General features: G+C 68.3%; 9 protein-coding genes and 2 pseudogenes. 7 read left to right on the top strand and 4 right to left on the bottom strand.

Features of this window, described 5'->3' with window-relative positions:
- Positions 1 to 70: 70 nt before the first annotated feature.
- Both AB0M65_RS35780 and AB0M65_RS35775 read right to left on the bottom strand, forming a co-directional pair.
- Positions 71 to 396 (bottom strand): annotated as a pseudogene (locus AB0M65_RS35780) (darcynin family protein).
- Between the two features lie 90 nt (positions 397 to 486).
- Positions 487 to 1,902 carry an MFS transporter gene (locus AB0M65_RS35775; protein ID WP_364038158.1) on the bottom strand — a complete coding sequence of 472 codons (1,416 nt, stop codon included), beginning with the start codon at positions 1,900 to 1,902 and terminating at the stop codon, positions 487 to 489.
- Between the two features lie 156 nt (positions 1,903 to 2,058).
- Between AB0M65_RS35775 and AB0M65_RS35770 the strand changes: the two genes are divergently transcribed.
- Positions 2,059 to 2,958, top strand: coding sequence for a LysR family transcriptional regulator (locus AB0M65_RS35770; RefSeq protein ID WP_364038152.1), 900 nt, complete (start codon positions 2,059 to 2,061; stop codon positions 2,956 to 2,958).
- A 72-nt stretch (positions 2,959 to 3,030) separates the two neighbouring features.
- Positions 3,031 to 3,372 (top strand): annotated as a pseudogene (locus AB0M65_RS35765) (MgtC/SapB family protein); the annotation flags it as partial.
- Between the two features lie 526 nt (positions 3,373 to 3,898).
- Here AB0M65_RS35765 and AB0M65_RS35760 read toward each other — a convergent pair.
- Both AB0M65_RS35760 and acnA read right to left on the bottom strand, forming a co-directional pair.
- Positions 3,899 to 4,699 carry an alpha/beta hydrolase gene (locus tag AB0M65_RS35760; RefSeq protein WP_364038149.1) on the bottom strand — a complete coding sequence of 267 codons (801 nt, stop codon included), beginning with the start codon at positions 4,697 to 4,699 and terminating at the stop codon, positions 3,899 to 3,901.
- 76 nt (positions 4,700 to 4,775) lie between these two features.
- Positions 4,776 to 7,583: an aconitate hydratase AcnA gene (gene acnA / locus AB0M65_RS35755; protein ID WP_364038146.1), complete on the bottom strand. Its 2,808-nt coding sequence runs from the start codon at positions 7,581 to 7,583 to the stop codon at positions 4,776 to 4,778.
- A gap of 339 nt (positions 7,584 to 7,922) precedes the next feature.
- Here acnA and AB0M65_RS35750 point away from each other — a divergent pair, with 339 nt between their 5' ends.
- From AB0M65_RS35750 to AB0M65_RS35730, 5 genes are all read left to right on the top strand, one after another.
- On the top strand, positions 7,923 to 9,272 hold the full coding sequence (locus AB0M65_RS35750) for an NlpC/P60 family protein (protein ID WP_364038143.1): 1,350 nt from the start codon (positions 7,923 to 7,925) through the stop codon (positions 9,270 to 9,272).
- A 2-nt stretch (positions 9,273 to 9,274) separates the two neighbouring features.
- Positions 9,275 to 9,817 (top strand): NTP transferase domain-containing protein, encoded by a 543-nt coding sequence (locus tag AB0M65_RS35745; protein WP_364038140.1) that lies wholly within the window; start codon positions 9,275 to 9,277, stop codon positions 9,815 to 9,817.
- A gap of 131 nt (positions 9,818 to 9,948) precedes the next feature.
- On the top strand, positions 9,949 to 11,019 hold the full coding sequence (locus AB0M65_RS35740; protein ID WP_364038137.1) for a MoxR family ATPase: 1,071 nt from the start codon (positions 9,949 to 9,951) through the stop codon (positions 11,017 to 11,019).
- A gap of 69 nt (positions 11,020 to 11,088) precedes the next feature.
- Positions 11,089 to 11,973 carry a DUF58 domain-containing protein gene (locus AB0M65_RS35735; RefSeq protein WP_364038155.1) on the top strand — a complete coding sequence of 295 codons (885 nt, stop codon included), beginning with the start codon at positions 11,089 to 11,091 and terminating at the stop codon, positions 11,971 to 11,973.
- Positions 11,970 to 12,950: a VWA domain-containing protein gene (locus AB0M65_RS35730; RefSeq protein WP_364038134.1), complete on the top strand. Its 981-nt coding sequence runs from the start codon at positions 11,970 to 11,972 to the stop codon at positions 12,948 to 12,950. Before AB0M65_RS35735 ends, AB0M65_RS35730 begins: the two co-directional genes overlap by 4 nt.
- Positions 12,951 to 13,089 lie beyond the last annotated feature (139 nt).

The following is a 13,089-nucleotide window of genomic DNA, read 5'->3' as shown; positions in this document are numbered from 1 at the left end:
GTCCCCATAGGACAAAATTTGTCCTATGGGGACCCCTCATGACATTCGCGAGGTTCAGCGTTCTGGTTGCTTACACGTCGACGCTCGCGTAGGCGTCCATGTCGTAGTTCGTGGCGTACGCGTTCTCGACGCCGACAAGCAGGTCGACGACCTCGAAGTACCGGTCCCAGAAGGAAGTCTCGCGCAAGCCTCGATCAGAAGCTGATACGAGTGATGGTCGTCGGCCTCCCACACCCAGACGTCGGTCACTCGCGCGGAGTAGAACTCGGTGTCGAAGAACCGGGACCGGACTCCCTTCACCTTGCTCTCGATCGCCGGGAGCACCTCGGTCTTGAAGACCTCCACGCGTTGCTCGACGGTCAGGCCGAGCCACTCGGGTGTGGTCTTCACCAACATAAAAGCGGTCACTTCGGACATGGTGATTCCTTTCAGAGGTGAGCCAGCCGGTGGCACCGGCGACGAGGCCGAGCAGGGAACTACTTCTTCTCAAGGGCTGCGGGAGAGTCGTGACTGCAGGACGACGAGCGCGCCGAGGACGAGCACGCTGATCCCGATCACCCGTAAGGCCGTGCTCGTGCTGCTGACGAACGCGGAGATCACTTCAGGGGCGCGGCCGGGCGCCGCGGCGAGGGCTTGCGCGACGGTGTGCGGATCGTGGCTCGCCCGGAGGTCCGGCGGGAGCCCGCTGACGAACCGTCCTGTGAGGACGGTGCCGATGACCGCCACGCCGAGCGCGCTGCCGAACTCGCGGGTGGTGGCCTGCAGGCCGGCACCGACGCCCGCCTGTGCCGGGGGCAGTGAGCCGGAGATGGCACCGGACAGTGTCGGAAGTGCCAGCGTGACACCGATTCCGGTCGCGACGAGCCAGGCCGCGTAGACGGCGTACGGCGTCGAGGCGTCGCTTGTGGACAGTCCGATCAGGCCGCCGCCGACGAAGACGAAAGCGATGGCGATGACGGCGTCGAGGCCGATGCGCTGGACGAGGCGTCCCACCTGCCGCGCGCCGGCGATGACCGGGATGGTCAGCGGGATGATGCCGAGTCCGGTCAGCAGTACGCTGAATCCCTTGCCGTACTGCAGGAACGACGCGTTGACGTAGAACAGCGCGAACATCCCGAAGAAGATCGCCGTCATGCCGAGAGAGGCGCTGCGCAGGGCGGGAACGCGGAACAGCCGAGGGTCGAGCAAAGGATGCTTCGTCTTCAGTTCCACGAGCGTCCACACGGCGAACAACACCGCGGCGCAGGCGAATCCGGTCAGCACCAGCGGGCTGCCCCAGCCGGCCTCCGGTCCCTCGACGATGCCGAGCAGCAGCGCGACCGAGGCACCGACGAGCAGTATCGCGCCGGGCACGTCGATCCTGCGGTCGTGCCGCGCCGACACCGGCGTGATCCGGGCGACGAGCGCGGCGAGCACCAGTGAGACCGGGACGGCGGCGGCGAACAGCCAACGCCAGGAGCCACCGGAGAGGACCGCGCCGCCGCCGACATTCCCGACCACCCCGCCGATCCCGGTCATCGAAGCCCAGGTGGCGATCGTGACGCCCTTGCGCTCGGCGGGTACGGCGTGCAGCAGGACGGCGAGAGTGTTGGGCAGCACGGCGGCGGCGCCGATGCCGGTGATCGCCCGGCTGCCCAGCAGGAACGGTACGTTCGGCGCGACCGTCGACAGCGCCGCGCCGACCGCGAACAACACCAGGCCGGCGACCAGGATCCCCTTGCGGCCGAAGCGATCGCCCGCGGCGCCGCCGGGGATCACCAGGCAGGCGAAGAAGACGACGTAGGTGTCGACGATCCAGATCAGCGCCGACGCGGACGGGTGCAGCGCGCTCGCGGCCAGCATCGGGACGGCCAGGTTGATCGCGGCGACCATCCCGACGACGAGGACGACGCAGGCGCACATGAGCGCGAGCAAGCCGGGCGGCGAGGCCGGACGGCTCGGGGTGACGGCGGGGCCGTCGCGGATTTCAACTCGAAATGGCATGGTCTTGACGTTAAGGACCAGCGACATATTCGTGCCACGCAACTTTGGAAAAGACTAGTTGCCTACGATGCAACTATGGTCGACCAGCTGGATCTGAATCTCCTGCGAGTATTCGACGCGCTGTTGCGGGACAGCAGTGTCACGGCCGCGTCCGAGCGGCTGCATTTGTCCATCCCGGCGACCAGCCGGGCGCTGGGCAGGCTGCGGCGGGCGATGGGTGACCCGATCCTGGTACGCGCCGGTCGCGGCATGGTGCCGACGCCGTTCGCGCTCCGGACCGCGCCGCGCGTGCGATCGCTGCTCGACGAGGCGTCGGCGCTGATCAGCGCCGACCGTGACCTCGCGATCGGTGACCTCGAACGTACCTTCACGATCCGGATCAACGACGGCGTCGCCGCGACACTGGCGACCGCGGCCGTCGAAGCGACAGCCGCGGTCGCGCCGGGCGTGGTCCTGCGCTTCGTCGGGGAAGGGAGCGAGAGCGCCGAAGCCCTGCGCGACGGATCGGTCGATCTGGACATCGGCGCCGGCGACGTCGCGGCGCCCGACATCCGGTCGGTGCTGCTGTACCGCGAACGCGTGGTCGCGATCGTCCGGGCCGATGGCCCGCTGGGGAAGACGAACCGTCCAACGCTGGCGCGGCTTTGCCGCCATCCCCACGTTTCCGCGTCTCGGCGCGGCCGAGCGCGTGGGCCGCTCGACGACGTTCTAGAGGCCGCCGGGCTCCAGCGCCGGGTCGCGGCCGTCGTCCCGACGTCGGCCGTGGCCGCGTTCCTGGTCGCGTCGAGCGACTACATCGGACTCGCGCCCCAGCGCCTCGCCGAGCAGTACGGCCGGGCGCTCGGCATCCGCTGGTTCCCGATCCCCGCGGACCTGCCGGAGATCGAGGTGCGCCTGCTCTGGCATGCCCGGCTCGACGCGGATCCGGCGCAGCGCTGGCTGCGTGACACGATCCGTGACGCGTTCAGCTCGTGAGTGATTCGGGTCGTTAAAACGACCCAAATCACTCACGAGGACTTGAGCCAGTGGTCGCCGTTCACCTTCGAAATGCTGCTCCGGGTCGGCACCGGCGTCGGCCTCGGCACCACCCTGTTCGTCCTGCTGTCCGCACACGGTTTCGGCGGCCTGAACAGCAGTGGTGACGCCGACCCGACGCGGGTGGCCGCCCAGATCGTCTCCGGAATCGGGTTTCTCGGCGCCGGTGTGATCCTGCGGGACGGGCTGAACGTGCGCGGGCTCAACACCGCCGCCACGCTGTGGTTCTCGGCGGCCGTCGGATCCCTTGCGGGAGCGGGACTTTACAGTGTCGCGCTCGCGGGGACCGGAGTGATCGTCGGGGTCAACGTCCTGCTGCGCCCGCTCGGCCGTGTCGTCGACCGCCGTCCGGAGAAACCGGGGGAGTGCTCGGAGCAGGACGAGCGCGAGACCGCCTACCGACGGTGGCGTGGTGGTCCAGGTAGTCGTGAGTGGCGATTCGGGTTGTTGAGGGATAAGGCAAAGGTGGCGTGGTGCATGGGCTCGCTGTGACCGACTCGTTCGCGGGGTTGGCGGCCAGAGCGAAGGCGTGACTCGCGTGCTCAAGGACGTAACTCGCGTGCTTGAAGGCGTGACTCGCGTGCTTGAGCACGTAACTCGCGTGCTTAAAGACGGATCTCACGTGCTGGATGCCGAACTCAGGTGTGCTGGGTCTGAGCACGCGAGTGCGGTGCCGCGCCACCCCAGGCGCCACCCGCCCGAAGGCGCCACCTTTGCCTTACCCCTCATGTCACTCACGACCCCTCGCGATACCACGCAAAAGCCCTTAATCGGACCCGTGACATTTCACAATTGTCCCTTAAGGACAGTCAAGGGGTGTCGGCCCTTTGAAGGGTCCGCTCCCGCCGCGCGCCCCGGGACGTCAAGTTTGCCTTGCCCTTCAACAATCCAGGAAATCCAGCAGTATCCGGGAAAACTCGGCAGGCCGCTCCAGGTTGATCATATGCGCGACCCCGGGAACGACGAGTTTCCGGGCGTCGTGTGCTTCGCTGTCGATCAAGCCGGCGACGTCGTGGATGTCCGAGGCGTCCAGTTCACCCACCAGGGTCAAAGTGCGCGGAGTCAGCTCGGCGGCGCGTTCGATGGCCCGTAGTTCGTCCATCAGCGTGAAGCCGGTGAGGCCGTGCCGGGTGATCGTGTGCGTGTACAGCTCCTGGCACAGCCTCCGGACGTCCTGGTCGACGTCCGCCGGTGCCCGCCGCGGGCCGTCGACCCACATCCGCAGGATGCACTCGATGGCCGCGGGGAGGTCGCCCGCGGCGCCCGCTTCTTCGAGTTTCCTGTTCTGCTCCAAGACAAAGGGGTCCTTCATCGTCATGGAACTGAGGCCGGACGCGACGAGGACCAGGTTCTCGACGAGGTCCGGGTACGTCAGCGCGAAGTCGACCGCGATCCGGCCGCCGCCGGACAGGCCGACCAGTGAGGCGCGGGGGAGTCCGAGGGCGGTCATCAGCGTGCGGAGATCTTCGTAGTGCCTGAATCGCTCAGTCGGTGTCGACGACTCGCCGTGTCCGCGGGCGTCGTAGCGGATGGCGGTGTACCGGCTTTCGAGCGCCGTCATTTCGGCGTCCCACATGCGGGAGTCGAGAATCCCGCCGTGAAGCAGGATCACCGGAGCGCCCTCGCCCCGGATCTCGTACGCCAGCTCGCCGTTGTGGACCTGAACTCTCCCGCGGGTCATACGGCACAGTACCGAGAAACGCCGAAGGCCCCTTTCCCCAAAGTGCGGGAAAAGGGGCCTTCGGCGTTTGAAGTGCTTACGCCTGGGTCATCTTCCGCAGGACGTACTGCAGGATGCCGCCGTTGCGGTAGTAGTCCGCCTCACCCGGGGTGTCGATACGGACGTCCGCGTCGAACTCCACCAAGGTGCCGTCGGTCTTCGTCGCGGTGACGTGGACCGTGCGCGGGGTCTCGCCGTCGTTCAGCTTCGTGATGCCCGAGATGTCGAACGTCTCGGTACCGTCGAGGCCGAGCGACGAGGCCGACTCGCCTGCCGGGAACTGCAGCGGGATGACACCCATACCGATCAGGTTCGACCGGTGGATCCGCTCGAACGACTCGGTGATCACCGCGCGCACGCCCAGCAGCGAGGTGCCCTTGGCCGCCCAGTCACGCGAAGAACCGGAGCCGTACTCCTTGCCGCCCAGGACGACCAGCGGGATGTCCTGCGCCGCGTAGTTCTGCGCCGCGTCGTAGATGAACGACTGCGGGGCGTCGTCCTGGGTGAAGTCGCGGGTGTAGCCGCCCTGCACGTCGTCCAGCAGCTGGTTGCGCAGCCGGATGTTCGCGAAGGTGCCGCGGATCATGACCTCGTGGTTACCGCGACGCGAGCCGTAGGAGTTGAAGTCCTTCTTCTCCACGCCGTGCTCGGTCAGGTACTGCGCGGCCGGGGTGCCGGGCTTGATCGCGCCGGCGGGGGAGATGTGGTCGGTGGTGACCGAGTCGCCCAGCTTCGCCAGCACGCGGGCACCCGAGATGTCGGTGACCGCGGACGGCTCCGCCTTCATGCCGTCGAAGTACGGGGGCTTCCGGACGTAGGTGGACTCCGTGTCCCAGTCGAAGGTCTTGCCCTCGGGGGTCGGCAGGGACTTCCACCGCTCGCCACCGTCGAAGACGTCGGCGTAGTCCTTGGTGAACATCTCCTGCGTGATCGCGTAGTCGATGGTCTCCTGGATCTCCTGGGCCGCGGGCCAGATGTCCTTCAGGAAGACGTCGTTGCCCTCGGTGTCCTGGCCGAGCGGCTGGTTCTCGAAGTCGAAGTCCATCGTGCCGGCGAGCGCGTACGCGATGACCAGCGGCGGCGACGCGAGGTAGTTCATCTTCACGTCGGGGTTGATCCGGCCTTCGAAGTTCCGGTTGCCCGAAAGCACCGAAACCGCGGTGAGGTCGTTCTCCTGGATCGCCGCGGAGATCTCGTCCGACAGCGGGCCCGAGTTGCCGATGCAGGTGGTGCAGCCGTAGCCGACCAGGTGGTAGCCCAGCTTCTCCAGGTAGGGCCACAGGTTGGCCTTGGTGTAGTAGTCGGTGACGACCTGGGAACCCGGCGCCATCGAGGTCTTGACCCACGGCTTGACCGCGAGGCCCTTGTCGACCGCGTTACGCGCGAGCAGCGCCGCGCCGAGCATGACCGACGGGTTCGAGGTGTTCGTGCAGGAGGTGATCGAGGCGATCACCACGGCGCCGTGGTCGAGGATGAACTCGCCGCGGTCCGACGTGCTGACCTTGACCGGGTTGGTCGGACGGCCGCTGTGGCCGTTGGCCGCCGACTGGATGTCGACCGCGTCCTCGTCCTTGAACGAGAGGGCGGCCGGGTCGCTGGCCGGGAAGGTCTCCTCGACCGCCTCGTCGACGTTGGTGTGCGGGGTCTGCTCGCCGCCGACGTAGTCGTGGATCGACTTGCGGAACGAGTTCTTCGCGTCCGTCAGTTCGATACGGTCCTGCGGGCGCTTCGGGCCGGCGATCGACGGGACGACCGTCGACAGGTCCAGCTCGATGTACTCCGAGTACTCCGGCTCATGCGACGGGTCGTGCCAGAGGCCCTGCTCCTTGGCGTACGCCTCGACGAGCGCGACCTGCTCGGCGGAGCGGCCGGTGAGCTTGAGGTAGCGGACGGTCTCCTCGTCGATCGGGAAGATCGCCGCGGTGGAACCGAACTCCGGGCTCATGTTGCCGATGGTGGCGCGGTTGGCCAGCGGCACCGCGCCGACGCTCTCGCCGTAGAACTCGACGAACTTGCTGACCACACCGTGCTTGCGCAGCATCTCGGTGATGGTGAGCACGACGTCGGTGGCGGTCACGCCGGTCGGGATCTCGCCGGTGAGCTTGAAGCCCACGACACGCGGGATGAGCATGGAGACCGGCTGGCCCAGCATGGCGGCCTCGGCTTCGATACCGCCGACGCCCCAGCCCAGCACGCCGAGGCCGTTGACCATCGTGGTGTGCGAGTCGGTGCCGACGCAGGAGTCGGGGTACGCCTGGCCGTTGCGGGCCATGACCGTGCGCGCGAGGTGCTCGATGTTGACCTGGTGCACGATGCCGGTGCCCGGCGGGACGACCTTGAACTCGTCGAAGGCGCCCTGGCCCCAGCGAAGGAACTGGTAGCGCTCGCGGTTGCGCTCGTACTCGATCTCGACGTTGCGCTCGAAGGCGTCGGGGCGGCCGAAGACGTCGATGATGACCGAGTGGTCGATGACCAGCTCGGCGGGCGCCAGCGGGTTGACCTTGTCCGGGTCGCCGCCGAGGTCGGTGACGGCCTCGCGCATGGTGGCGAGGTCGACGACGCAGGGCACGCCGGTGAAGTCCTGCATGATCACGCGGGCGGGCGTGAACTGGATTTCGATCGACGGGTCGGCGCTGGCGTCCCAATTGCCGAGTGCGCGGATGTGGTCGGCGGTGATGTTCGCGCCGTCCTCGGTCCGCAGCAGGTTCTCGAGCAGGATCTTCAAGCTGTAGGGAAGGCGCTGGGAGCCCTCGACCTTGTTGAGGCGGAACACCTCGTAGGAGGCGTCGCCCACCTTCAGCGTGTCTTTGGCGCCGAAGCTGTCCTTGCTGGCGGGTGCGGTCACTTCTAACTCCAGTGGCGGGTCAGTTCGGTGTTCTCCAGGTCGTTCGGGCCGACCCGGAGCGAGTGTTGCGCACCCCCACCGTAAGTCCGGACCCGGGATGGCACACCTCGTCGTCTTCTCAAACAGTACGCCTGTACTTTTTGGCTGGCAAGCCGACACGCCTGTAGGGGAACATCGCAGCGAACTGCGGCCATTCGAGTGGGGAAACGTTCGTCTGTTTGTCCCCCGTTGAGGGGAAATGGTGCCTACGGTGTGTAAGTTTCTGGTGGTGCTTCTGGTAATGCTGTGACGGCAGTGGCACAGTGAGCTCGTTGTTCAAGATCAGGAGGTGGGCGGATCGTGCGTGGTGAAACCGGGTCCGGGGCCGGTGTCCGCCGTGGCGTGACCATCGGCGCGCTCGGCATCGCCCTGTTGCTCGGGGTGACCGGTACGGGTCTCGCGGTCCCGCCGCCCCCGCCGAACCCGAGCGACTCCGACATCAACTCGAGCAAGGCCGACGCCAACGCCAAGGCAGGCGATGTCGGCAGACTCACCAATCAGCTGGCCCAGGCCGAATCGAAGCTCTCCCAGCTCAATGACGACGTCGAGCTGAAGATGGAGGAGGCGAACAAGGCCAGGGTCGACTCGGAGACCGCGCAGGACGAGGCCGCGCAGGCCGATCGCGAGGCACGGAGCGCGCGGACCGAATCCGACGCCGCGCAGACCACCATCGACAAGGCGCGCGCGGACCTCGACAAGTTCGCCGCCGCCAGTTTCCAGCAGGGCAGCACCATCGGCTCGGTGTCGGCGTACCTGACCGCGAACACCCCCAAGGAACTCCTCGGCCGCGCCCAGATGCTCGACGCTGTCGGCGGCAGCAGGCTCAACGCACTCGACACGATGAAGCGCGCGCAGACCGAGAAGTCCAACAAGGACGCGACGGCGCGCAAGAAGCTGGAGATCGCGCAGGAGCGCAAGCGCGCGGCCGAGGCGGCCAAGCACGAGGCCGACAACGCCCAGAGCGCCGCCCAGCACGTGCAGGACACGCAGGCCGCGCAGAACGACAAGCTCGAAGCCGACAAGGCGAGTGTCGAGAAGCAGCTCTTCGAAGCGCAACAGAAGGTCAGCGGTCTCCAGGGGCAGCGGCAGCGCTACGAAGACTGGAAGGCGCAGAAGGCCCGCGAGGATGAGGAGCGCGCCCGTCAGGCCGCGCTCGCCGCGTCCCGTCCCAGCCAGGGTGGCGGTGGCCGTCCGTCGAGTGGCAGGCCCGTCCAGTCGGCTCCCGCCGGGTCGAGTGTCGAAGCCGTCGTCCAGCGGGCGTTGTCCCAGCTGGGACTTCCGTACGCGTGGGGCGGTGGCAACGGCTCCGGGCCGACACGCGGCATCCGCGACGGTGGCACGGCGGATCGCTACGGCGACTACATGAAGACCGGTTTCGACTGCTCAGGGCTGATGATCTACGCGTTCGCCGGGGTGCGTTCGCTACCGCACTACAGCGGCTATCAGTACAGCGCCGGGCGGCAGGTGCCGCTTTCGCAGATGCGGCGGGGCGACATGCTCTTCTGGGGCGGCGGCGGAGGCATCCACCACGTCGCGATGTACCTCGGGAACGGGCAGATGGTCGAGGCACCGCAGTCCGGTCTGCGAGTGCGGGTCGCGCCGGTGCGCTACGGCGGAATCATGCCGTACGCGGCCCGTTTGATCGGCTAGGCGTGACCTACGCGGGGATCGTGCTCGCGGGCGGCGCTGCCCGCCGCCTGTCCGGTGTGGACAAACCCGCGCTCCCCGTCGGCGGGAAACCTTTGCTGGCAAGGGCTTTGGCCGCGCTCGCGGATGCTGCCCCGGTGATCGTCGTCGGGCCGGAGCGGCCGGGCTTCGGCGACATCGTGTGGACGCGGGAGTCCTCGCCAGGAGCGGGTCCGGTGGCCGCGCTGGCGGCGGGGCTCGCGTTGGTGCGCACGGAGGTCGTCGTCGTGCTGGCGGGTGATCTCGCCGGGGTCCGGAGGTCCACTGTGGATCGGCTGGTGGCCGCGCTCGGGACTGCTTCCGGAGCGGTTCTGGTCGACTCCTCGGGTGAGCGGCAGTGGTTGCTGGGGGCCTGGCGGGCCGAGGCGGTGCGCGCGGCGTTGCCGGAGCGCGTGGAGAACGCGTCGCTGCGGCGGACGCTGGGTGGGCTGGACCTCGTCGAGGTGCCGGAGGAGCCGGGGGAGAGCGACGACATCGACACGCCGGAGGATCTGGACCGGTTTTCGTAGCGTGCCCCCGCGGCTCCTTCACAGCCGTCATACCGGTGGTCCGGTTGGCTACCTTCACGAACGGCTGTGTCACCGACCACTACGGTCACATCCGGACGCAAGAACGCAAGCGGGGAACACAGGAGGCACGAGTGACCGAGCCCGGCTACGCCGATGGCGCGCAGCAGCAGCCCGGAACGCCGGCGCGGGACGCCCAGTTGCTGGAGCGGACCGTGTTCGAGGTCAAGCGGATCATCGTCGGCCAGGACAGGCTGGTCGAGCGGATGCTCGTCGGCCTGCTGGCCAAGGGCCATCTCCTGCTCGAAGGTGTGCCCGGTGTCGCGAAGACCCTCGCCGTCGAGACCTTCGCGCGAGTGGTCGGCGGCTCGTTCTCGCGGGTGCAGTTCACCCCGGACCTGGTCCCCGCCGACATCCTCGGCACCCGGATCTACCGCCAGGGCGCCGAGCGGTTCGACGTCGAACTCGGCCCGGTGGTCGCGAACTTCGTGCTCGCCGACGAGATCAACCGCGCACCGGCGAAGGTGCAGTCGGCGATGCTCGAGGTGATGGCCGAGCGGCACGTGTCGATCGGCGGCCAGACCTTCACGATGCCCGACCCGTTCCTCGTGCTCGCCACGCAGAACCCGATCGAGAACGAGGGTGTGTACCCGCTGCCCGAGGCGCAGCGGGACCGGTTCCTGTTCAAGATCGTCGTCGAGTACCCGACGGCCGAGGAAGAGCGGGAGATCATCTACCGGATGGGCGTCACCGCGCCCACACCGCAGGAAGTGCTCTCCCCGGGTGAACTCGTCCGGCTGCAGGGCGTGGCCTCGCAGGTGTTCGTGCACCACGCGCTGGTCGATTACGTCGTCCGCCTCGTGCTCACCACCCGTACCCCGAACGACCACGGCCTCGCCGACGTCGCGGGCTGGGTGTCCTACGGTGCCTCGCCGCGCGCCAGCCTCGGCATCATCGCCGCCGCGCGGGCGCTCGCGCTGGTCCGCGGCCGTGACTACGTGCTGCCGCAGGACGTCGTCGACGTCGTCCCCGACGTGCTGCGCCACCGGCTCGTGCTGTCCTACGACGCCCTTGCCGACGGCGTCCCCATCGACCACATCATCACGCGGGTGTTGCAGACCGTGCCGTTGCCGCAGGTCTCGGCCCGTCCGCAGGGCGGCGCCGGGCAAGGCGGCCCGGTCCCGGCCGGCGCACCGGTCAGGTAAGGAACTCGCGTGAAGAACGAGAAGGGCGAACGTCCTTCCTGGGCGCCGCCGGTACTCCGCGGGGAGCGGATGGAGGCGGGCCTGCGCACGCTCGAACTCGACGTGCGCCGCCGTCTCGACGGTCTGCTGCAGGGAAACCACCTCGGGCTCGTGCCGGGGCCGGGTTCGGAACCGGGGGAGGCCCGGCCGTACCAGCCCGGTGACGACGTCCGCCGGATGGACTGGGCGGTCACCGCGCGGACGACGAGCCCGCATATCCGGGAGACCGTCGCCGATCGCGAATTGGAGACGTGGCTGGTGGCGGACGTGTCCGCGAGCCTCGACTTCGGGACCGCGTTGTGCGAGAAGCGTGATCTGGTCGTCTGCGCGACGGCCGCGGTCGCGCATCTGACCGGCGGTGGCGGCAACCGGATCGGCGCGCTCGTCTCGAACGGGGCGGACAGCATCACGCGGATCCCGGCGCGCGGTGGGCTCCCGCACGCTCGCGGCCTGGTTCGCAAGCTCGCCGAGACGCCTCGTGCGGAGGTAGGCGTCCGCGGGGATCTCGCCGCGGCGCTGGAAAAGCTGCGCCGTCCGCCGCGCAGGCGCGGGCTCGCCGTCGTGATCTCCGACTTCCTCGGCGACACCGAATGGCAGCGCCCGTTGCGTGCGCTCGGCGGGCACCACGACCTCATCGCCATCGAAGTTCTCGACCCGCGCGACATCGACCTGCCCGACGTGGGCACCGTCGTACTGGCCGACCCGGAGACAGGGAAACAGCGCGAAGTGCACGCTTCGGCCTTGCTGCGTAAGGAATTCGGCGCCGCGGCGCATGCACACCGGCAGGAGGTCGCGGCCGCGTTGCGCCGGGCCGGCGCCGCGCATCTGGTGCTGCGCACCGATTCGGACTGGATCGCGGATATGGTCCGGTTCGTGGTGGCCCGCAAACGCCGCTGGTCCGGTGGTGTCGCGTGAGCCTGACCGGATTCGCCTCGCCGTGGTGGTTCCTGCTGCTGCTGGCGGTCGTCGCGGTGGCCGTGGGCTACGTGGTCTCCCAGCGCGCGCGGCGCAAGCGCACCATGCGGTTCGCCAATCTGGAACTGCTGGACAAGGTCGCGCCGAAGAGCCAGGGCTGGGTGCGGCATGTGCCTGCCATCCTCATCGTGCTGTCGCTGCTGGTGCTGACCGTCGCTCTCGCCGGGCCGACCGCCGAGCAGAAGGTGCCCCGCAACCGGGCCACCGTGGTGCTGGTGATCGACACCTCGCTGTCGATGGAGGCGACCGACGTCGCCCCGACCCGGCTGAAGGCGGCCCAGGAGTCGGCGCGGTCGTTCGCGCAGAACATGACGCCGGGCGTCAATCTCGGGCTGATCTCGTTCGCGGGGACGGCGACCGTGCTGGTCGCGCCAACCACCGATCGCGGCGGCGTCGTGAAAGCGATCGACAACCTGAAGCTGGCGCAGTCGACGGCCACCGGTGAAGGCATCTTCGCCGCGCTTCAGTCGATCGAGAGTTTCTCGGCGATCGTCGGTGGCGCGGAAGGCCCGCCACCCGCCCGGATCGTCCTGATGAGTGACGGCAAGCAGACGGTCCCCGACGACCTGTACGCACCGCGAGGCGGCTACACCGCCGCGCAGGCGGCGAAGCAGGCACAGGTGCCGATCTCATCGATCTCGTTCGGGACCACGCACGGTTCGGTCGACATCGACGGCAAACCGCAGGACGTGAAGGTCGACGACCAATCGCTGGAGGAGATCGCCCGGCTTTCCGGCGGCGACTTCTACAAGGCGGCCAGCGCGGACGAGCTGAAACGCGTGTACGACGACCTCGGCGAGCAGATCGGTTACGAGCTGAAGGACGCCGACGCGAGCCGCCCTTGGGTGATCCTCGGGACGCTGGTGCTGATGATCGGTGCCGCCGCTTCGCTCTTCCTGGGGCAGCGCCTGCCGTAACGCCCGCGTGCGTGCCAAGTGTCATGAGGGGTGGGGGGGGGGGGGGATTTGTTTGGATGTGTCGCCCCCATGAAACAGAATGGGGGGCGGAGGGGGGGTGAGGGTGTGGTTGAGGGACGGGTGAAAACAAGCAAACACA

Origin of the sequence: Amycolatopsis sp. NPDC051071 (genome assembly GCF_040682875.1) — a bacterium.
Taxonomy (GTDB): domain Bacteria; phylum Actinomycetota; class Actinomycetes; order Mycobacteriales; family Pseudonocardiaceae; genus Amycolatopsis.
This window is presented reverse-complemented; position numbering and strand designations above follow the sequence as displayed.

Coding starts and splice junctions, on each gene's coding strand:
- AB0M65_RS35760 (WP_364038149.1), bottom strand. CDS start 4,699: ATGACCCGCGGGAGAGTTCAGGTCCACAACGGCGAGCTGGCGTACGAG.
- AB0M65_RS35770 (WP_364038152.1), top strand. CDS start 2,059: ATGGTCGACCAGCTGGATCTGAATCTCCTGCGAGTATTCGACGCGCTG.
- AB0M65_RS35775 (WP_364038158.1), bottom strand. CDS start 1,902: ATGTGCGCCTGCGTCGTCCTCGTCGTCGGGATGGTCGCCGCGATCAAC.
- AB0M65_RS35735 (WP_364038155.1), top strand. CDS start 11,089: ATGGAGGCGGGCCTGCGCACGCTCGAACTCGACGTGCGCCGCCGTCTC.